Raw genomic sequence first — 19,929 nt, forward strand, 5'->3', positions numbered from 1 at the left:
TTGAACGGCTGTCGTTTTTTGAAAGCGCCGATGGCTCAGTCGCCGAAAAATAGGCGGCTACTTCAGACCATCCTTAGAGGCGCCGTTGTTTATTAAAGACCTTGTTTAGTTGACCTACCAATAGTTCTCTACCGCAACTTGCCCGGGACGACGCGAAAGGCTTAGTTGCAGATTGCGTGCTTTCAATAACTTGCGCGTGTCATCAATCATTTGTGGATTACCGCACAACATCACCCGCGAGTGCTCGGGTGTTAGTTCAACTCCCGCCGCACGTTCAAGCTCACCGTTTTCGATCAGCGTTGTTATACGCCCGTTTAACACGTTCGGCATTTGCTCACGGGTCACTGTCGGTACATAGATCAGTTTATGCGCATGCTGGGCAAGGTAATCGCGCGAGCCCAGTTCAGCGATTAATTTCTGATACGCCAGTTCACGTGCTTCCCGGGCGCTGTAAACCAATACGATGCGTTCAAATTTTTCCCATACTTCAAAGTCTTGCAGGATCGAGATGAACGGTGCAATGCCGGTTCCTGTTGCCAACAACCACAGGTCCCGGCCGTCGACAAAACGGTCCAGAGTCAGGTAACCAAAGGCCTGGCGCTCTACCAGCAAGGTATCGCCCACCTGTAAGCGGCTCAGCTCACTGGTGAACTCCCCCCCCGGCACCACGATTGAAAAGAACTCCAAAAACTCGTCATACGGGGAAGACACCATGGAATAGGCGCGCCACACCGTACTGCCGTCGGCCTTGGTCACGCCCAGCCTTGCAAACTGCCCTGCGCGAAAGCGAAACCCTTGGTCGCGGGTGGTGCGCAAGGTAAACAGGTTGGGGGTGAGGGGTTTAACATCGAGCAGCGTCTGGCGGGTGAATTTTTCTGCGCTGGCGGTCATGGTGCGCTCCATTGGGCTGATGGCCCTAGTGTCGCGCAAACACGCAGGGAGGAACACCGACTGTTTGTGATGGCTTTTAATTCATAGGAGAAACAGGGAGGGTTTCGCACTCGTACAGAAATGTGTAACGAGTTGTTAATGGTGTTTAGCACTGTCAACTTTAAACATTGCTTTCAACACTAAGCCTCAACCAAAAAATGGCGCCAAAAAAACAAATCGATAACAAGCGTGAAAAAAACGTTAAATCCTCAGAGACTTAAAACACTAGAGCAATTACTCTTAAAATAGATCGAGAAAATTCCTACATATTCTTGAGAATTATGAACTACTATTAAATTCCACATTGGATCCACCTTCTGGGAGCCCCACGCATTATGGGCACTGCCAATCGTTTTTATACAAAACAAGAACTTACCCAAAAGGGTGAATCCACTTTACTCACTTATGCACGCAATCGAATTGAACTGTGCGGATTTGATAGCTTTTTGTTCAGAATGGCCCCACAACAAAGAAGCCTTCAAATAGATAGAAAAATACTGACTAATCACCCAATCGAATTTATAGATACTTTTGACGCGTGCTGTATTACCCATAAAAACCCAATTGAAAACCACTTCAAAAAGTCCATTGATCCACTGGTATGGGACCAGCATTTATTCAGTGAAACACCTGAACTCAAGGACGTATCGCAGTCATATGGGCTCAATTATGGTTGGTCGCTGTCGGCTCACGACGCCAAAGGGACGGTGAGCATCCTGAGCCTGACCCGACGGCACTCGCCTGTTTCAACCCAGGAGTTCGATGAAAAAGTGGGCGACTTGCTATGGCTATGCCACCAGTTGCACACCGCGATGTACGAAAAATTCTTTCTGAACATGCGCCTAAATGATCCCGGCAATCATCTGTCTACGCGTGAGTCAGAGATCCTGAAATGGACCGCCCAAGGCAAAACGGCGTCTGACATTGCCATCATCCTGAGCCTGACACCGCGAACCGTAAATTTTCACATCAGCAGCGCGATGCGAAAAATGGGCGCGACCAACAAGACGTCTGCCGTGGTGATCGCGGCCAAATGCGGTCTTCTTTGATGCACCGTCACACCTGAGCAGCCTTCACCCCGACCAAAAGCGTCGGGCAATCTCCGGTAAAAAAACGTAAAATCGCCAGCACCTGAAAATGCCACGGCCTCCATGGCTGCTTGAATGCCTTTGAACTCAACTCAAGCCGTTGTCGATGCCCCAGAGTTTGTATAGATGCCTGCGCTCGAAAGTCCTTTCGCCCAACTCCACTTGATCCGCCAGCCTGAACAACAGAATGAGCCACTCCAGGCCTTCGACGCTGCGGATGAGTATTTGCTCAACCACGTGGCCGAATTGGCGCTGCCGGCCAACAGCCGGATATTGGTGCTCAACGACAGTTTTGGGGCCTTGGCCGTCAGCCTGGTCAGTACGATGCACGTCACCAGCAGCAGTGACTCGTTCCTGGCCATTCAAGGCCTGGAAAAGAATCTGGTGCGCAACGGCCATGCATTTGATGCGGTCTCGATCATTCCCGCCAGCCAGCCACTGGCAGGCCCATTCGACTGTGTACTGGTGCGGGTGCCAAAAACCCTGGCGTTGCTGGAAGAACAACTGATTCGCCTGCAAGGCCAGTTGGCTCCAGGCGCACAGGTGATTGCCGGCGCGATGATCAAACACTTGCCACGTGCGGCAGGGGATCTGCTGGAGCGCTATATCGGCCCGGTGCAGGCCTCGCTGGCGGTCAAAAAAGCCCGCTTGCTAATGGCGACGGCACAGGGCCTGGGGCCGTTTACCTCGCCCTACCCTTCACGTTACGCGCTGGACAAGCCTGCTATCGAGCTGCTCAACCACGCTAACGTGTTCTGCCGTGAAGGGCTGGATATCGGCACGCGAGCGTTTTTGCCACACCTGCCGACCAACCTTGGCTCGGCCCGTGTGGCCGACTTGGGCTGCGGGAATGGCGTGCTGGCCATCGCCAGCGCCCTGAACAACCCACAGGCGCACTACACGCTGGTCGATGAATCGTTTATGGCGGTGCAATCGGCACAGGAGAACTGGCAGGCGGCGCTGGGCGATCGCGACGTGACGGTACGTGCAGGCGATGGCCTGGCAGGTCAGGCGCCGAACTCATTGGACGTGGTGTTGTGCAATCCGCCGTTTCACCAGCAACAAGTGGTGGGCGACTTTTTGGCCTGGCGCATGTTCCAGCAAGCCCGCGAGGCGCTGGTGGTGGGTGGCGCGCTGTACATCGTGGGCAATCGCCACTTGGGCTATCACAGCAAGCTGGCCAAGTTGTTTCGAGGGGTTGAGCAAGTGGCTGCCACGCCTAAATTCGTCATCCTCAAGGCGCGCAAATAACTGTAAAAACCCTGTAGGAGCGAGCTTGCCTCGCGATCTTTTAACCACTCAAAAGATCGCGAGGCAAGCTCGCTCCTACCGTAGTTGTTTAGTGGCTTTTCATGCCCGCTGCGGTCATGAACAGGCGGATCAGCATGGCAAACACGGCCAGGCTCGCCACGCTGGCGGTCCAGATCAACACCAACCAGCCAATGCGTTGCCACAGCGGCTTTTTCTCACACGCTTGCACGTCGTTTAAATAATCTTTGCCAGCCATGTTCAGGCACTCCTCTGAGAAAAGGCTGCGCCCGGTGGGGCGCAGCGGCACTTGCAACTAGTGGTAACCGTCTTCGTGGGTGACTTTGCCGCGGAACACGTAGTAGCTCCAGTAGGTGTAACCCAGGATAAACGGCAGGATGAACAAGGTGCCCACCAGCATAAAGCCCTGGCTTTGCGGCGGCGCAGCGGCCTCCCAGATCGAAATCGACGGCGGGATGATGTTCGGCCACAAGCTGATGCCCAAACCGCTGTAACCCAGAAAAATCAGCAGCAGGGTCAGCAGGAACGGCGTGTAGTGGGCATTGCGCGCAATCGCCTTGAACAGCCCGTACATAGTCACCAGTACCAGAATCGGCACCGGCAGGAACCAGAACAGATTCGGCAAGGTGAACCAGCGTGCGGCAATGTCTGTGTGCGCCAGCGGCGTCCACAGGCTGACAACGCCCATCACCACCAGCAGGGCAATTGCCAATGGCCGCCCCAGGTTGTGCATGCGCTCTTGCAGCGGGCCTTCGGTTTTCATGATCAACCAGGTGCAGCCGAGCAAGGCGTAGGCCACGATCAAGCCGAGGCCGCAGAACAGGCTGAACGGTGACAACCAGTCCAGCCCGCCACCGGCGTATTCACGGTTGACCACCGGGATCCCTTCAATAAAGGCCCCCAGCGCCACGCCCTGGAAGAAGGTCGCGATGATCGAACCCCAAATGAACGCCTTGTCCCAGATGTGACGCTTGTCGGCCGTGGCCTTGAAGCGAAACTCAAAGGCCACACCGCGGAAGATCAAGCCGACCAGCATCAGGATCAGTGGCAGGTACAGCGCCGACAGCACCACCGAGTAAGCCAGCGGGAAGGCGCCAAACAGCGCCGCACCGCCCAGTACCAGCCAGGTTTCGTTACCGTCCCAGACGGGGGCAACGGTGTTCATCATCACATCGCGGTCTTTCTCGCCTTTGATGAAGGGGAAGAGGATGCCGATCCCGAGATCGAAGCCATCCATGACCACGTACATCATGACGCCAAAGATGATGATGATTGCCCAGATAAGTGGCAGATCAATACCCATGACTCAGTTCCCCTTCTTCAGGCTGTCGCTGTAACCTTCTTCGGTGCCTTCAACGGCAGCCGACAAAGGACGGGCAGGCGTGCGTTGCTGACCTGGGCCACCTGAAGGCTGACCATCACCCTCGTGGGCAATCGGGCCTTTACGCACCAGACGCATCATGTAGCCAATACCGACGCCGAACAGCGAGAAGTACACCAGCACAAACATGATCAGGGTGATGCTCATTTGCGTCACGCTGTGGTTGGACGACGCATCGGCGGTGCGCATCAACCCGTAGACCACCCACGGCTGACGGCCGACTTCGGTGGTGAACCAACCTGCCAGGATGGCGATCAGACCCGACGGCCCCATCCACAGCACCAGCTTCAAGAACCAGCGGTTTTCATACAGCGTGCCGCGTTTGCGCAGCCACACGCTCCACAGGCCGATGACGATCATCAGCATGCCCAGCGCCACCATGATGCGGAACGTGAAGAACACGATGGTGGAGTTAGGACGGTCCGCCGCCGGGTAGTCCTTCATCGCCGGGATCTGTTTGTCCAGGCTGTGGGTCAGGATCAAACTGCCCAGGTACGGCACTTCGATCTTGTAGTCGGTGGTTTCGGTTTTCATGTTCGGGATGCCGAACAGGATCAACGGGGTAGGCTCACCGGGCTTGTTTTCCCAGTGCCCTTCGATCGCAGCGATTTTTACCGGCTGATATTTCAGCGTGTTCAACCCGTGGGCATCACCGATAAACGCCTGAATGGGGGCAACCACCAGGGCCATCCACATCGCCATCGAGAACATGCGGCGAATGGCCGGCGTATTACGCCCACGCAACAGATGCCAGGCAGCCGAAGCGCCGACAAAGAAGGCGGTGGCCACAAAGGCGGCCGTGGCCATGTGCGCCAGGCGGTAAGGGAACGACGGGTTGAAGATCACCGCCAGCCAATCCACCGGGATCACCCGGCCATCAATGATTTCGAAACCCTGCGGGGTTTGCATCCAGCTGTTGGAGGCCAGGATCCAGAAGGTCGAAATGAGCGTGCCGACCGCCACCATGATGGTGGAGAAGAAGTGCATGCCGCGACCCACGCGGTTCCAGCCAAACAGCATGACGCCCAGAAAACCGGCCTCAAGGAAGAAGGCGGTGAGCACTTCATAGGTCAGCAAAGGCCCGGTGACAGCCCCTGCGAAGTCCGAGAACCGCGACCAGTTGGTCCCGAACTGGTACGCCATGACCAGGCCAGACACTACGCCCATGCCAAAGTTGACTGCAAAAATCTTCGACCAAAAGTGGTACAGGTCGCGGTACGTATCGTCACGGGTTTTCAGCCACATGCCTTCGAGCACCATGAGATAACTGGCGAGACCGATGGTGATGGCGGGAAATAGAATGTGGAACGATACGGTGAACGCGAACTGAATTCGGGCGAGATCGAGAGCCTCCAAACCGAACATAAGTCTTCCTCTATCAGGTATCAGGTTGTCAGGGCACCGACAGGACGCCGGTGTCCAACAGCCCCACGAGCAATGGCCTTTGCGAATCTGCGCTCGCACTGCTGGCCACCACGCAAGGGAATCAGGCCGTCTGGCCACTCCAGTAAAACCCTTGCGGGCTTTGACCTGGATCAAACATTGCTGAAAGAGTAGTCCATTCTTGGCGTGTGGCTAATGTGGCTGGTTGTCGCGTGACAGGTTGTCCCAGGCCCTGAAATAGACAGTTGCAGGAAGTGCGTGTAATAGCCGCACGCGATTTTTCGCACGACCGTTGGGCGGTTTTCTCAATGCATCAGCGCGAGTCATTATTTGTTACAGAAAAATGATAATCTCGACGTCCCCTGCCCTTTGCCACGACCCTTCAATGACCAGCCAGCCGCTTCTGTTACGTCATCATCGGCCTTTTGTGGCCTTTTGGTTTGCCCGCATCTTCACCGCCAGCGCCTTCCAGATGCTGACGGTGGCCATTGGCTGGAACCTCTACCAGTTGACCGGCAACGTGATGGACCTGGGCTGGGTGGGGCTGATCGAGTTCGCGCCTCGCGTGCTGTTTATGTTGCACACCGGGCATGTGGCCGACCGCTATGACCGCCGCCGGGTGGCCGCGCTGTGCCAGTCGCTGCAAGCGATGATTGCCCTGACCCTGGCGATCAGCAGCCTGAGCGGCAGCATCACCCGTGAAATGATCTTTATCCTGGCGTTTTTACTCGGCGCCGCCCGCTCATTTGAACTGCCCACCACCCAGGCTTTGCTGCCCTCCATTGTGCCTGTGGCGTTGTTCCCCCGCGCCGTGGCCGCAGCGCAGGCCGCCCAGCAGTCGGCGACCATCGTGGCCCCGGCGTTTGGTGGCTTGCTCTATGCGTTCGGCAGCGTGTGGGTGTATGGCCCCAGCGTGGTGCTGTACCTGATTGCCGCACTGTTAATGAGCAACCTGCCGGCCCGCCAGGTGGCGCTAAACAAAGGCAAGGCGACGATGGACTCGCTGCTGGCCGGGATTCGCTTTATCCGTAGCCGCCCGGACATCCTCGGGGCCATCTCGCTGGACCTGTTCGCCGTGTTGCTGGGCGGTGCGACTGCGCTGTTGCCGGTGTTTGCCAAAGACATTCTGCTGACAGGCCCGTGGGGCCTGGGCATGCTGCGTTCGGCCCCGGCGGTGGGCGCGTTGTTAATGTCATTGTGGCTGGCGCGCTTCCCGTTTGAGCGCAAGGTAGGGCGCACGATGTTCACCGCCGTGGGGGTATTCGGGGTTGCGACCATCGCTTTCGGGCTGTCGACCTCGTTCTGGTTCTCGATGGCGGTGCTGGTGGTACTGGGCGCGGCCGACATGATCAGCATGGTTATCCGTGCCTCGTTTGTGCAACTGGAAACCCCGGATGAAATGCGTGGCCGGGTCAGCGCGGTCAACGGCCTGTTTATTGGCGCGTCCAACCAGCTTGGCGAGTTTGAGTCCGGCGCCACCGCCCACTGGCTGGGCACCGTGCCGGCCGTGGTGCTGGGCGGCGTGGGCACGCTGTTTATCGCCGGGCTGTGGATAAAACTGTTCCCGGGCTTGGCCAAGCGTGACCGGTTGGTTGAGGATTAAAACGGATACATCACAAAACCAGTACGTAGCAGTTGACGAGCTCCGCGAGGCTACGTCCGATTGCGAAGCGATCGTAGGCGCTAACAACCCAAGCGCCTGACTTTGCGGCGGCTACGTCTGCGGACGTAGCCTCGTACTACTCGTCAACTGCTACGGGGGCTTGGGCTAGCGAATATACAGCTGCGTTTGCAGGCGCTTGAACGGCGCCACCAGCGACGTGTTACTGAACTGGAACCAGCCGCCCTGGTTGTTACTCAAATCGAAGGTGTAGACGTAACCCACGGTGGTGCCCGCACCGTCGCAGGTCACCAAACCCTCGCCTTTATTGCACACCGGGGTGCGCACGCCATCGATAATCTGGCCGTCAAACGTCACCGTGGGCTGGCCGCCGTAGCCGCGTTCCAGCACATACACTTTGATGTGCGGCCCACGGTGCTGCATTTTGGTCTGCTCGCGACCATCCGACACATCCTCCACAGCCCCCGAATTAGACGCCACCTTGAGAATTTCGACGGTACTCAACGGCATCGCCGGTGCCGCGCTCGCTCCGGCGCTGATAAACAGGCATAAACCGGCAATTAAAGCGTTGATGGTGTGCTTCATGGATCCCCCCGATAACTGGCACGCAGTATGCCTGTGCACTCGACGTTACAAAACATCGCGCCGTTGAGTCAGCAAAGCAGCCAGACGTTCGTGCTGCTGGTATGATGCGCGGCTTTTTCTGACAGACAGAAAAACCTCAGGCCTCAGGCGTCTGTGCTTTGCTGTTGAAAACGATTTAATCACGGCGCCGGTGGCGCCACGGGGACTGGCATGCTGGAAAGGCTGTTTCAACTCAAAGCACACAACACCACTGTGCGAACCGAGATTCTTGCGGGTATCACCACCTTCCTGGCGATGGCCTACATCCTCTTCGTGAACCCGAGCATCCTCGGCGAAACCGGGATGGACAAAGGCGCGGTGTTTGTCGCGACCTGCCTGGCAGCCGCCATCGGCTCGGCAATCATGGGCATCATCGCCAACTACCCGATCGCCCTGGCGCCGGGCATGGGCCTGAATGCCTTCTTCACTTACACCGTGGTCTTGCACATGGGCCACACCTGGCAAGTGGCGCTGGGCGCGGTGTTTATTTCAGCGGTGCTGTTCTTCCTGTTGTCGATCTTCCGTATCCGCGAATGGATCATCAACAGCATCCCGCTGCCGCTGCGCTCGGCCATTGCCGCCGGTATCGGCCTGTTCCTGGCGCTGATCGCCCTGGGTAACGCCGGTATCGTGGTTGCCAACAAGGCCACCTTGGTCGGCATGGGCGACCTGTCTCAGCCAAAAGTGATCCTGGCCTCCCTGGGCTTTGCCCTGATCGTGGCTCTGGAAGCCCTGCGCGTACGCGGTGCGGTGCTGATCGGCATTCTGGCGGTGACCGTTGCGTCCATCGCCCTGGGCGTGACCGACTTCGGTGGCGTGATGTCGATGCCGCCGTCGCTGGCCCCGACCTTCCTGCAACTGGACATTAAAGGCGCACTGGACATCGGTCTGGTCAGCGTGATTTTCGCCTTCCTGTTCGTTGACCTGTTCGACAACTCCGGCACCCTGATCGGTGTGGCCAAGCGCGCTGGCCTGATGGGCAAAGACGGCCACATGCCGAAAATGGGCCGCGCCCTGATCGCTGACAGCACCGCGGCCATGGCCGGTTCGTTGCTGGGTACCTCAACCACCACCAGCTACATCGAGTCGGCAGCGGGCGTGAGCGCCGGTGGCCGTACCGGCCTGACCGCCATCGTGGTCGGCATCATGTTCTTGCTGGCGTTGTTCTTCTCGCCACTGGCTGCCAGCGTTCCGGCGTTCGCCACCGCGCCTGCGCTGATGTTCGTGGCCGTGCTGATGATGAGCGGCCTGGCCGAAATCGACTGGGAAGACGTGACCGTTGCTGCACCGGTGGTGATCACCGCGCTGGCCATGCCGTTCACCTACTCCATCGCCAGCGGCATCGCCTTCGGCTTTATTTCCTGGACCGTGATCAAGCTGCTGTCGGGGCGCGCCCGCGAGCTGAATGCGCCGCTGATCATTCTGTCGATTCTGTTTGTGGTCAAGCTGGGTTGGTTTAACGCATGAGTGCTTTGCCGTTTGATTCTGCTACCTACGCCCTGGAACTTGAGGCCAAGGCCCAACGACTGCGCGATTTGCTGGCGCCGTTCGATGCGCCTGAGCCGCAGGTGTTTGACTCGCCGTTGAAGCACTTTCGCCTGCGCGCCGAGTTCCGCCTGTGGCGCGAAGGTGGCGAGCGCCACTACGCAATGTTCGCCCAGGATGACAAGCGCACGCCGATCCTGATCGAAGACTTCCCGATTGCCAGCCTGCGCATCAACCAGTTGATGCCGCAGCTCAAGGCTGCGTGGCAAGCCAGCTCGGCGCTGAGCCACAAACTGTTCCAGGTGGAGTTCCAGACCACCTTGGCCGGTGATGCCATGGTTACCTTGTGCTATCACCGCCCGCTGGACGAGCACTGGCAAAACGCTGCCGAGCAGTTGGCAAAAGACCTCAACGTCAGCGTGATTGGCCGCTCCAAGGGCAAGCGCGTCGTGATTGGTCGTGATTACGTGGTCGAAAAGCTCGACATTGCGGGCCGCACCTTCACTTATCAACAACCCGAAGGCGCGTTCACCCAGCCAAACGGCACGGTTAACCAGAAAATGCTCAATTGGGCATACGACGCGTTGGGCGAGCGTTCCGACGACCTGCTCGAACTGTACTGCGGCAACGGCAACTTCACCCTGCCTTTGGCAACCCGCGTACGCAACGTGCTGGCCACTGAAATCAGCAAGACCTCGGTGAACGCCGCCTTGAACAACCTCAGCGACAACGCTGTGGATAACGTCAAGCTGGTGCGTTTGTCGGCAGAAGAACTGACCGAAGCCCTGAATGAAGTCCGCCCGTTCCGCCGCTTGCAGGGCATTGACCTGAAAAGCTACGAATTCGGCAGCGTCTTCGTCGACCCGCCGCGCGCGGGCATGGACCCGGACACCTGCGAACTGACCCGCCGCTTCGACAACATCCTGTACATCTCGTGCAACCCGCTGACCCTGGCCGAAAACATCGCCCAACTGCACGACACGCACCGTATCGAGCGTTGTGCAGTGTTTGACCAGTTCCCGTGGACTCACCACATGGAATCGGGTGTGTTGCTGGTTCGTCGCTAAAGCCTGATCGCGAGCAAGCCCGCTCCCACAAGTTGAACCCCTGTGGGAGCGGGCTTGCCCGCGATGGGCGCGCTACGGTTTCTGAACGTGAAAATACCCCGCCACCTGCAACAAATCCGCGTCATTCAATAAGCCCGCGTAGTACTTGAGTTGCACCCGCGCCAGTAAATACGCGTACTTTGCCTCGGCCAAATCCCGCTTGGCGCTATACAGTTGCTGCTCGGCATCCAGTACATCCAGATTGACCCGCTCCCCGCCACTCACGCTTTTGCGCGTCGCATTGACCAACGCACTGGCTGACTGCACGGCCATTTCGTAGGCCCGCACCTTGGCCGCCGCACTGCTGTTGAGGTTGTACTGCTTGCGCAAGTCCACCAATGTCGCGGCTGTTTGCGCGTCCAGTTCGTACTGCGCCTGCGACAGTTGCCGCGCCGCCTGGCGGGTCGATGCCGACACCGAGCCCCCGGCAAACAACGGCACGCTGAGCTGGATGCCGACGCTGTTGGTGTCGTACTTCTGGTGGTAGGTGCTCTCAGAGTCCGAACTGGTTTGCCGACTGCTCGCGTACACACTGAGCTTGGGCAAATGCCCGGCCCGCTTGCGTTCCACTTCGTACTCAGCGGACGTCAGTGCGTGCTGTTGCGACGCCAGGTCCGGGTTTTTGGCCAGGGCCAGCTCGCGCCAGCTTTCAAAGCGCTGCGGCTCCAGTGGCTGAATGCTGAAGTGCGGCAATAACGGGTCAAGCTGCTCCACCTGCAACGGCTCACCGAGCATGGCCTCCAGTTCGTGCAAGGCGGCATCCAGCGTGTCTTGGGCTTCGATTTCCTGGGCGACCGCCAGGCTCAGGCGTGCCTGGGTTTCCAGCACATCGGTGCGAGTGCCCTCGCCGCCTTTTAACAGCCGTTGGTTGAGTTGCAAGCGCTCGCTGTACGCCCGTTTCTGTGCCCGGCTCAGCTCAATCCGCTCCTGAGCCAACAAGGCCTGACTGTAGGCACTTAAAACCCGCACCGCCAAATACTGGCTTTTACTGCGAAAACGCTCGTCGGCCAGCAAGGCCTGCGCTGCGCCTTGTTTAAAGCGTGCATAGGCCTCGTAGTCCAATAGCGGTTGCTGCAGGGTCAGCGTCGCCGCATAGCTGCGGTAATCGCGGTCGGTCTTTGTGTGCGATTGCGTGACTTCAGACTCATTGCGCGAGTTGCTGTAATTCCAGGCCAGCGTCGGCAACAGAGCTGAACGCCCGAGGGCACGGTTTTCCTGGCCCGCGGCGCGCTCTTCTATCGCCGCCTGAAAGGTCGGATCGTTGCGCACCGCCAAGTCATACGCTTCAAGCAAACCCAATGCCTGTACCGGGCTGGCCAACACCGCGCCCAGAATCAACACCCCGCTGCACAATCGACGCACACTCATTCCTCCACCAACGCCATGTGCGTGCGGTCCAGTAAGGGTTTAAACAGGTAATTAAGCATCGAGCGCTCGCCGGTGCGCACAAAGGCCTCGACCGGCATGCCGGGGCGAATCTGCAAGCCGGCCAGTTGCGCCATGCCCTCGGCGCTGACCTGCGCCCGCAGCGTGTAATAGGGCTCATCGGTGCGTTCATCGACCTGACGGTCTGCCGACACCAGCGTCACCTCGCCCGCCACCCGTGGCGTGGTGCTTTGGCTAAAGGCCGAGAACATCAGTTGCACCGGCAACCCGGCGTGAACCTTGTCGGCCAATTCCACCGGCACCCGCGCCTCGACCAGTAACGGCTCGCCCTGCGGGACGATTTCCATCAGGGCCTGGCCAGGCCGGATCACCCCGCCTTCGGTAAACACATCGAGCCCGACCACAATCCCCGCCACCGGCGCGCGTAACTGGCTGTTGGCCAGTTCAAACTCCGCTGACGCCAATCGGTTGCGTAAGTCTTCGCTGCGTATGCGGGTGTCCGCCAATTGCGTACGGACTTCTTTCTGATACTCCTCGCTCAGTTGACGAATTTTCAGGCGCATCTCCTGCACCTGACGCTGCAATTGCCCGATACGACCATAGTCTTCGCTGATCGAGCCCAGCACTTGGGCGTACACACGCTCGCTGTCCAGCAGGCGATTACGCGGGATGTAGCCCTCGCGGGCCAATTCGCGCAGGCCTTGCAGTTGCTCGTCCAATGCCGTGCGTTGCAGCACTTTATTGGCTTGCGAGTCACGCACCCCGCGCAATTGTGCCTCGGCTCCGGCGATGCTTTCGCCGATGCCTTGCTGATCGAGCAGCAACGCCTGACGCCGGCTGGCGAACAACTGACGTTGCAACGCCAGGTTCGACGCCACTTCAGGCTCGTGATGCAGCGCCATCAGCTCAGCAGGAAAACTCACACTCGCAGCGCCCTCAACCTCGGCATTGAGCCGGGCCTCGCTGGCCAACGAGCCATAAAACTGGCTGCGCAGTGACTGCGCCTGGCCCAGCAATGGCGTTTCCTTGAGCCGGATCAGTACTTGCCCCGCTTGCACACGGTCGCCATCACGCACGTCGATGCGCTCAACAATCCCGCCACTGGGATGCTGCACCACTTTGCGATTGCCTGACACCATGACCTTGCCCGACACCGCGACGCCTTTGTCCAGCGGCGCCAAAGCAGCCCAGGCGAGAAACCCGAGAAACCCGCCGAGCATCAACAGCCAACCCAGACGCGCATGGCGACGGTCGTCCAGTTGCAGCACGTTACCCTCATAGGGCGGTTTGGCGTTTGCGGCATTCATGCTTTGTTCGCCTCTACGGTGCCCAGTCGGTAGCTCACATTCATGGCCGGTTTGGCCGCCGCGGGCTTGGGCGCGGCGAGCACCTTGGCGGTGGGGCCAAAGGCTTGTAACTGACCTTCGCGCAGGATCAACAGCTGATCCGTGAGGGTCAGTACGTTGGGTTTGTGGGTAATCAGGATCAGCGTGCGCTTGAGCTGTTTGAGTTGGGCAATGGCCTGTAGCAAGGCTTGCTCCCCGGCTTCATCAAGGTTGGCGTTGGGCTCATCGAGCACGATCAGCGCGGGCAAGCCGTACAAAGCACGGGCCAGGCCGATGCGCTGCTTCTGCCCGCCCGACAACCCGGCGCCGCCGTCGCCCAGGCGGGTGTCGTAGCCTTCGGGCATTTGCAAAATCAGTGAATGCACACCTGCCATCTGCGCCGCCGCCAACACCTTGTCGGCATCAACTTGAGCAAAGCGGGCGATGTTTTGCGCGATGGTCCCGGCAAACAACTGAATGTCCTGAGGCAAATACCCCAGATGCGGGCCGAGTTGCTGTTTGTCCCATTGCGACAGTTGCGCGCCATCCAGCCGAACCTTGCCAGCCAGCGGCTGCCAAACCCCAATCAGCAAGCGGGCCAAGGTCGACTTGCCGCAGCCTGACGGCCCGATCACACCGAGCACCTGCCCGGCAGGCAGGGTAAAACTCAGGTTGCTCAACGTGGCACGCCGCGTTCCGGGTGCGCTGGCGCTGAGTTGCTCAACCGCCAGTTCGCCCCGTGGAACGGGCAGCGCCATGCGCGGCGGACGGGCCGGATGCGCCTGCAAGAGTGATTCGAGGCGTTGATAGGCCAGCCGCGCTGAAGTCCATTGCTTCCACACGCCAATCAACTGATCGATAGGGCTCAGCACCCGGCCCATCAAAATGGACCCGGCGATCATCATCCCGGCGGTGATTTGCCCTTGCACCGCCAGCAATGCGCCCAGCCCCAGCACCAGTGATTGCAGGGCCAGACGTACGCCTTTGGACCAGGCACCGACACTGGCGGTTTTTTCACTGGCCAGGTTCTGCTGCGCCAAAAATGCCGTGTGCTGCGCCAGCCAATGGCCGCGCAAGGTCGCGAGCATGCCCATCGCCTCAATCGCTTCGGCATTGCGCAAATGCGCGCTGGCCTGCTGGGTGGCTTCAACCGATAACTCGCTGGCAGCCTTAAGCGGCCCCTGCGACACCCGCTGATTGAGCCACGCCAGCAGCATCAGCAGCACCGCCCCACCGAGAGCCAACAGCCCCAACCACGGGCTGAACATAAAGATCACCCACAGGTACACGGGAAACCACGGCGCATCGAAAAACGCGAACAACGCATTGCCAGTCGCGAACTGGCGCAGGCTGGTCAGGTCATTCAGCGCCTGCCCGGCCGCCGGGCTGCCGGTGCTTAATTGCGCCTCAAAGGCAGCGTCATAGACCCGCTGATTCAAGCGCATGTCCATTTGCGTGCCGAGGCGGATCACCACCTGGCTGCGCACCCATTCCAACGCGCCCATCAGGCCAAACAGGCCGAGGATCATCAGCGTCAGCATCAACAGGGTCATTTCATTGCCCGAGGCCAACACCCGGTCGTACACCTGCAACATGTACAGCGCGGGGGCCAGCATCAGTAAATTGATCACGGCCGAGAACAGGCCAATGTTGAAAAAAGCACGTTTGTAGGCCGTCAAGGCAGCCAGCATCTCGTTGGCGACGTGGGCTTTGGGCCGGGTCATGAAGAGGGTTCCGTGGAAAAATCACCGATCAAACTGCGGGAGCTGACTCGCCAGCGAGGTCATCGCGAGCAAGCCCGCTCCCACAGGATTGGGTTCAAGGCTGAGAGAGCGTGTTAAGCCGCCAGCGCCCAGTCTTGGGCAGCGTCTTGCACACCGACCAGGCCGATATCAGCCGCAAACGCGGTGTCGGCGTGCGCCAGACCGGCAGCCGCCAGTTGGTCGAAGGTCGAATCGGTGCTCAGATTGAACTCGCTCAGCAGGGTGTTGAGCACGCCTTCCAGGCCCGCCACATTGCCGCGCATCAGGCCGTAGATCACGTCCTGAACAGCGTTGCCTGCACGGCCAGCATCGCTGGCGGCGGACAGGTCGAGGCCGTTGAAGGAGACGGTGTAATCGTCAAAACCAAACGGGCTACCCGAACCGCCTGTTAGTACCTCACCCAGTTTCACATTATCCAACTGCCCCCACAGGAAGTGGTTCTGGTTGCTGCTGCCCGGGAGGTTCGGGTTGTACACATAATGCAAACCGTTACTCGCATTGCTTTCTGCGATAAACGCATAGTCAGAACCATTGGCGCCATACGTCGCATATTGTTCGCCCTCAAAGTAACGTGCCCCCGTGTTAAATCCACCTGTATTGCTCCCGCCATGGCCGGCTGGATTAAAGCCTGTAGACCAAGCACTAAGTACTTCCTTGACGGAAAATTCACCATATACGGAATTATATGTAACTGAAATAGTCATACTTAAACCTCTTCCTTGGACAGTTTTAGTGAGCGCACATAAGTGTGCATTTACCCGACAAGGGCAAATTCTTGAAAAAACAATAAATTTTATTGCTTAAAATTTATATTCGAGCATGCCACTCAGTGTTCGCCCGCGGGCCATGCTCAAGTTATTAACATCGCCCATTGCAACAAAGTAGGCTTCGTCCGTGGCATTTTCCATAACCAATGTGATATTTAAATCATCGGTCATCCAGTAACTGGCATACAGGTCATACACGCTGTATTTTGGCCACCGGGCCTGCTCGAGCGACTTATAGCTGTGAGCATTAAGGTCTTTGCCGTTACCCGGGCTGTAACGCAAGCGAACGCCTGCATCCAATCGCCGCTCCAAGAAGCGCGCACCCACTGTTAATGAGCCTCTGTCCGCCGGCATATAAGCGGCATTACCCATTATCGCGCCGCAACCGATTCGGGCATTTCTTTCGGGATCATCCAGCCATTCATACTCCCGGACACTGCGTACACCTGTTGTTCCATCGGGTCGCGTATAACGCTCGATAACGGATTTAAGAGTTTTCCCGTTTTTTTTGGCGCCCCCCATAAAATAATCGGCCGAGCAAAAATCATTACTGCCAATCATATGGGTATAGCTTAAGTTTGTATAAACGCGACCCATATCATAGTTCAGTTGATATTCAACACCTCTAAACCGCGTATCTTCCAAATTATTGGCATAGGCCAAATTAGTTAAACTTGGAATGGAGGCCTCAGGCATGGCAACCGCGTATCGCATAAAGGAGAAATTTTTGATCCTATTATCAAAATATGAAACCTTGATTCCTAAGCGATCATTATTAAAAAATAACGACTCCTTAAATATATTGAACCCCAGCTCCCAATCTTTTGATTCTTCAGGCTTAAGGTAAGGGTTGGGGAACACCCGCTCAGATGAGTTCCCGCCATGAGGGCGCCCGCTCATAAATACTTCGGTCACCGCCGGTGGACGCCACCCCTTGCCCACATGCGAATACAGTTGCAACCAGTCGACACCGGGTTTGATTGCAATGCCAAACGATGGTGAAAAATGGCCGCTCTCACGATCAACGTCGAAGAATCTCTCAGTACGTGTCGTCGGTTTGTTATCGACGATCGCAATCCCATCTTCATAACGACGAACGTCCTTGAGGTAAGTCGTCATGCCTGTTTTACCTTCCATCCGATAGCGGTCATAACGCAGACCACCACTCAGGTTCAACCAACCGTTGTAGTCATAGTCCAGATTACTGAACAGGCTGGCCACGGTGCGTTTACCAGGAGGGTTCGCGCCTTCTACATAAGGCAACGAGGTTTCATTAACGGCGGCCACTTTGTTGGTGCGCGGCGTGAATGTGTCCTGATACATCTCCAGGCCGTAATTCACACTCAACTGACCATAGGTGTCGAAGTTGAACAGCGAGGTGTTTTGAACCTGTGCCCCCCACGTCTCCGTCTGGAAACGGTCTTTATAAGCACCAAAGGCGTTGCCCGCCGTGGCGTTATGCCGGGCATTGGCACGGTCTAGTTGCGTATCGACGTAATAAAGCTTGGCCTTCAGATCGATCAGTTCGTTGTCCGGGTTCCAGCTGTAATCAATGGCGTAGTTGGCGGTGCTCAGGTTGTTTTTGCTGTGCCGAACATAGTCATAACCCGACTGATCAGCCTTGAGGTAGGTCCAGGCATCATTGCTGTCGCTGTCGGTGTTCAGGTAACTCAACTGCACACGCTGGTCGTTCGGCAGGTTGAGACCGAACTTGGCCATTTGCGAGCGGGTCACGCTGCCTGCGTCACCGACTTCACTTTTCAGCCAGCTTTTCCAGGCTTCGGGGCGTACATCCTTGAGCCGCATTTGAGACCCTAAATTGCCCGCATGCTGCCGTCCGCTGCGGTAGTTGCCGAAGTGCCGCTCGCTCACGGCAAACAAGGCATCACCGATATCGTTGCCAAACGCGAACACCCCGCCACCGTTGAAATAGGTGCCGTTGCCCATGTTGCCGATACCGCTGCCCGCACGAATGCGCCCGCCGTATTCTTTGCCGTCTTTCAGGAAGTCACTGGCTTCGAGGGTTCTGAATGTGGCGATCCCCCCGATAACGCCGGCACCGCCCAGGGTGGACTGCGAGCCTTTGTCGATTTCGATGCTGGAGACCATTTCCGGGTCGATCAGCATCACGCCATTGCGGTGCTGGTGGCCGTTGACGTTGAAGTTCTGGCGCATGCCGTCAACGTTCATGTTGACCCGGCCATAGTCCTGAACTCCACGAATATTGATCGACAAACCTGGGTCACGCTGGTCGACAGCCGTGTACACGCCGGGGGTTTCTTCGAGCATGTCGGCGGCATGGCGCGGGGCACGCTTGTTGATTTGCTCGCGGGTTATCACTGACACCGCTTGGGGCGTTTGGTACACCCAGTCTGCGCCGTTGCCGTTCTCACTGGCGGTCACCGAGGTGGTGCCCAGCGCCAGCGCACCTTTGGCCTCACCGCTCACACGGGTCAAGGTCACTTGGCGTTCACCCGTAAAGCGGTATTCCACCGGGTTGCTGCCCAGCAGGCGCGCCAGGCCTTCCTGCACACCGAAGTCACCGTTAAGGGGCTGCGAAGTCAGGCCACGCAGCATCTGGCTGTCGAACAGCACCTGCAAACCGGCTTGCTCGGCAAACACCAGCACCGCTTTGTCCAGCGGCTGCGCCGGGATGTGGAAGGCGATGAATTCTTGCGCAATGGCGCTGCTGACTTTTTCAACGGCGTGCACCGGTGCGTGCGCCGCCAATACGGCCAATATTCCCACATGTACAGCAAAGGCCAACCGGCTTGCGGGCTGCTTCCCTTTGCGCTGACTAACGACCATTTTTTGTTATCCCCAGGCTTGCGTGCTTTGTTATGAGAATGAATCTCAATAGCAAGACGAACGGGCGGGGAAAAGTCAGTAAAGGTTTTTGCGAATAATTTTCAGAAGTTCGGTTTGGTTGATGAAACCCGCGTAGGAGCGAGCTTGCCTCGCGATCTTTGAAGGTCAAAAGATCGCGAGCAAGCTCGCTCCTACAGGGATCGGTTTAATAAATCAGGCTGACGCCTGCCAGTTCCACACGTTTGACGTGCAGTTCCTGGGTGAGGGTGTGCAAGGCGCTGTCGAGCATTTCGAGGCGGAAGACGCCGCTGACTTGCCGATCGGCCAAGGCACGGTTGGCCAAAACGATTTGCCCGGGGCGATAGCGGTTGAGTTGTTCGATCACGTGACCCAACGGCTGGCGATCAAAAATCAGCACGCCGCGTCGCCAACTGGTGGCCGCACTCAAGTCAAAGCCTGGCAAAGGCTGCACACCCAACTTCGCGCTGTACCGCGCACTTTGCCCCTCTTGCAGGGTTTGTCGGGCCGCGCCTTGAACCGTCGGGCTTTGCAGACTCACAGCGACGCTGTGTTGCAACACCCCGACCCACGCCTGGTCGCTGCTTTGGCGCCCGACAACAAATTGTGTGCCCAAGGCTTTGGTTTGCCCGCCTGCGCTTTGCACCACAAAGGGCCGGACTTCTGCCTCGCCCATCGGCGCCACGTCAAACACTGCCGAGCCCGCCAGCAGGCTGATTCGCCGTTCGTAGGTGTCGTAGTCGATGCGGATGGCGCTCGACGCATCCAGCTCCACCGAGCTGCCGTCATCGAGCTGCACGGTACGGATTTCTCCTGTGCCGGTGCGGTAGTCGGACTGCATATTGATCAGCACCGTCGGGCCGCTGATCCAGCCCACCGCTAACACCAAGGACAGTACCGCAGCACGCCCGACCCAACGCAGCGGGCGTCTGCGCCGAGTCACCGGCGCAGACGCCCGCTGCGTTGGGTCGGGCG

At 58.1% G+C, this 19,929-nt stretch carries 17 protein-coding genes; 6 read left to right on the forward strand and 11 right to left on the reverse strand.

From position 1 onward, the window contains the following. Positions 1-114: 114 nt before the first annotated feature. Entirely contained in the window at positions 115-891 is a 777-nt protein-coding gene (locus GHO41_RS23655) for a ferredoxin--NADP reductase (protein ID WP_153390652.1), read from the reverse strand. 374 nt (positions 892-1,265) lie between these two features. Here GHO41_RS23655 and GHO41_RS23660 point away from each other — a divergent pair, with 374 nt between their 5' ends. Both GHO41_RS23660 and GHO41_RS23665 read left to right on the forward strand, forming a co-directional pair. After that, positions 1,266-1,979, forward strand: a complete 714-nt coding sequence (locus GHO41_RS23660; protein ID WP_153390653.1) for a LuxR C-terminal-related transcriptional regulator — start codon at positions 1,266-1,268, stop codon at positions 1,977-1,979. 165 nt (positions 1,980-2,144) lie between these two features. Further along, positions 2,145-3,269, forward strand: a complete 1,125-nt coding sequence (locus tag GHO41_RS23665; RefSeq protein WP_153326890.1) for a methyltransferase — start codon at positions 2,145-2,147, stop codon at positions 3,267-3,269. A gap of 88 nt (positions 3,270-3,357) precedes the next feature. Here the strand turns inward: GHO41_RS23665 and GHO41_RS23670 are convergent, their stop codons facing one another. The 3 genes from GHO41_RS23670 to GHO41_RS23680 are packed head-to-tail and all read right to left on the reverse strand — an operon-like array spanning position 3,358 to position 6,033. Further along, positions 3,358-3,525: a DUF2474 domain-containing protein gene (locus GHO41_RS23670; RefSeq protein WP_048367442.1), complete on the reverse strand. Its 168-nt coding sequence runs from the start codon at positions 3,523-3,525 to the stop codon at positions 3,358-3,360. A gap of 57 nt (positions 3,526-3,582) precedes the next feature. Further along, the gene (gene cydB, locus GHO41_RS23675; protein ID WP_048389485.1) at positions 3,583-4,590 is read right to left on the reverse strand and encodes a cytochrome d ubiquinol oxidase subunit II; all 1,008 of its coding nucleotides are present in this window, start codon (positions 4,588-4,590) and stop codon (positions 3,583-3,585) included. A 3-nt stretch (positions 4,591-4,593) separates the two neighbouring features. Beyond that, positions 4,594-6,033, reverse strand: coding sequence for a cytochrome ubiquinol oxidase subunit I (locus tag GHO41_RS23680; protein WP_048367446.1), 1,440 nt, complete (start codon positions 6,031-6,033; stop codon positions 4,594-4,596). A gap of 403 nt (positions 6,034-6,436) precedes the next feature. Here GHO41_RS23680 and GHO41_RS23685 point away from each other — a divergent pair, with 403 nt between their 5' ends. Further along, entirely contained in the window at positions 6,437-7,654 is a 1,218-nt protein-coding gene (locus GHO41_RS23685; protein WP_048367447.1) for an MFS transporter, read from the forward strand. A 165-nt stretch (positions 7,655-7,819) separates the two neighbouring features. Here the strand turns inward: GHO41_RS23685 and GHO41_RS23690 are convergent, their stop codons facing one another. Continuing rightward, positions 7,820-8,257, reverse strand: coding sequence for a DUF4879 domain-containing protein (locus GHO41_RS23690; RefSeq protein WP_048367448.1), 438 nt, complete (start codon positions 8,255-8,257; stop codon positions 7,820-7,822). Positions 8,258-8,467: 210 nt separating this feature from the next. Here GHO41_RS23690 and GHO41_RS23695 point away from each other — a divergent pair, with 210 nt between their 5' ends. Both GHO41_RS23695 and trmA read left to right on the forward strand, forming a co-directional pair. Continuing rightward, positions 8,468-9,763: an NCS2 family permease gene (locus GHO41_RS23695; protein ID WP_048367449.1), complete on the forward strand. Its 1,296-nt coding sequence runs from the start codon at positions 8,468-8,470 to the stop codon at positions 9,761-9,763. Beyond that, a complete protein-coding gene (gene trmA / locus GHO41_RS23700) occupies positions 9,760-10,848 on the forward strand; it encodes a tRNA (uridine(54)-C5)-methyltransferase TrmA (RefSeq protein ID WP_153326891.1) in 1,089 nt (362 codons plus the stop codon). Before GHO41_RS23695 ends, trmA begins: the two co-directional genes overlap by 4 nt. A 72-nt stretch (positions 10,849-10,920) precedes the next feature. Here trmA and GHO41_RS23705 read toward each other — a convergent pair whose 3' ends face one another. From GHO41_RS23705 to GHO41_RS23725, 5 genes are all read right to left on the reverse strand, one after another. Then, positions 10,921-12,255: a TolC family outer membrane protein gene (locus tag GHO41_RS23705; RefSeq protein WP_153434795.1), complete on the reverse strand. Its 1,335-nt coding sequence runs from the start codon at positions 12,253-12,255 to the stop codon at positions 10,921-10,923. Next, a complete protein-coding gene (locus GHO41_RS23710) occupies positions 12,252-13,580 on the reverse strand; it encodes an HlyD family type I secretion periplasmic adaptor subunit (protein WP_048367452.1) in 1,329 nt (442 codons plus the stop codon). Before GHO41_RS23710 ends, GHO41_RS23705 begins: the two co-directional genes overlap by 4 nt. Continuing rightward, positions 13,577-15,322 (reverse strand): type I secretion system permease/ATPase, encoded by a 1,746-nt coding sequence (locus tag GHO41_RS23715; protein WP_048367454.1) that lies wholly within the window; start codon positions 15,320-15,322, stop codon positions 13,577-13,579. Before GHO41_RS23715 ends, GHO41_RS23710 begins: the two co-directional genes overlap by 4 nt. A 113-nt stretch (positions 15,323-15,435) precedes the next feature. After that, a complete protein-coding gene (locus GHO41_RS23720; RefSeq protein ID WP_153434796.1) occupies positions 15,436-16,065 on the reverse strand; it encodes a heme acquisition protein HasA in 630 nt (209 codons plus the stop codon). 96 nt (positions 16,066-16,161) lie between these two features. Further along, positions 16,162-18,756, reverse strand: a complete 2,595-nt coding sequence (locus tag GHO41_RS23725) for a TonB-dependent hemoglobin/transferrin/lactoferrin family receptor (protein ID WP_371929016.1) — start codon at positions 18,754-18,756, stop codon at positions 16,162-16,164. Here GHO41_RS23725 and GHO41_RS30450 point away from each other — a divergent pair. After that, on the forward strand, positions 18,736-18,972 hold the full coding sequence (locus GHO41_RS30450) for a hypothetical protein (RefSeq protein ID WP_256678838.1): 237 nt from the start codon (positions 18,736-18,738) through the stop codon (positions 18,970-18,972). The genes GHO41_RS23725 and GHO41_RS30450 overlap by 21 nt on opposite strands. 169 nt (positions 18,973-19,141) lie before the next feature. Here GHO41_RS30450 and GHO41_RS23730 read toward each other — a convergent pair. Beyond that, positions 19,142-19,929 (reverse strand): FecR family protein (locus GHO41_RS23730; protein ID WP_256678839.1); only part of this gene is annotated, 788 nt, incomplete at its 5' end.

Origin of the sequence: Pseudomonas sp. FSL R10-0399 (assembly GCF_009600165.1) — a bacterium.
Taxonomy (GTDB): domain Bacteria; phylum Pseudomonadota; class Gammaproteobacteria; order Pseudomonadales; family Pseudomonadaceae; genus Aquipseudomonas; species Aquipseudomonas helleri.

Bases quoted from the DNA above. Each gene is read 5' to 3' on its own strand.
- GHO41_RS23655 (WP_153390652.1), bottom strand. From the start codon at position 891: ATGACCGCCAGCGCAGAAAAATTCACCCGCCAGACGCTGCTCGATGTT.
- GHO41_RS23660 (WP_153390653.1), top strand. From the start codon at position 1,266: ATGGGCACTGCCAATCGTTTTTATACAAAACAAGAACTTACCCAAAAG.
- GHO41_RS23665 (WP_153326890.1), top strand. From the start codon at position 2,145: ATGCCTGCGCTCGAAAGTCCTTTCGCCCAACTCCACTTGATCCGCCAG.
- GHO41_RS23670 (WP_048367442.1), bottom strand. From the start codon at position 3,525: ATGGCTGGCAAAGATTATTTAAACGACGTGCAAGCGTGTGAGAAAAAG.
- cydB (WP_048389485.1), bottom strand. From the start codon at position 4,590: ATGGGTATTGATCTGCCACTTATCTGGGCAATCATCATCATCTTTGGC.
- GHO41_RS23680 (WP_048367446.1), bottom strand. From the start codon at position 6,033: ATGTTCGGTTTGGAGGCTCTCGATCTCGCCCGAATTCAGTTCGCGTTC.
- GHO41_RS23685 (WP_048367447.1), top strand. From the start codon at position 6,437: ATGACCAGCCAGCCGCTTCTGTTACGTCATCATCGGCCTTTTGTGGCC.
- GHO41_RS23690 (WP_048367448.1), bottom strand. From the start codon at position 8,257: ATGAAGCACACCATCAACGCTTTAATTGCCGGTTTATGCCTGTTTATC.
- GHO41_RS23695 (WP_048367449.1), top strand. From the start codon at position 8,468: ATGCTGGAAAGGCTGTTTCAACTCAAAGCACACAACACCACTGTGCGA.
- trmA (WP_153326891.1), top strand. From the start codon at position 9,760: ATGAGTGCTTTGCCGTTTGATTCTGCTACCTACGCCCTGGAACTTGAG.
- GHO41_RS23705 (WP_153434795.1), bottom strand. From the start codon at position 12,255: ATGAGTGTGCGTCGATTGTGCAGCGGGGTGTTGATTCTGGGCGCGGTG.
- GHO41_RS23710 (WP_048367452.1), bottom strand. From the start codon at position 13,580: ATGAATGCCGCAAACGCCAAACCGCCCTATGAGGGTAACGTGCTGCAA.
- GHO41_RS23715 (WP_048367454.1), bottom strand. From the start codon at position 15,322: ATGACCCGGCCCAAAGCCCACGTCGCCAACGAGATGCTGGCTGCCTTG.
- GHO41_RS23720 (WP_153434796.1), bottom strand. From the start codon at position 16,065: ATGACTATTTCAGTTACATATAATTCCGTATATGGTGAATTTTCCGTC.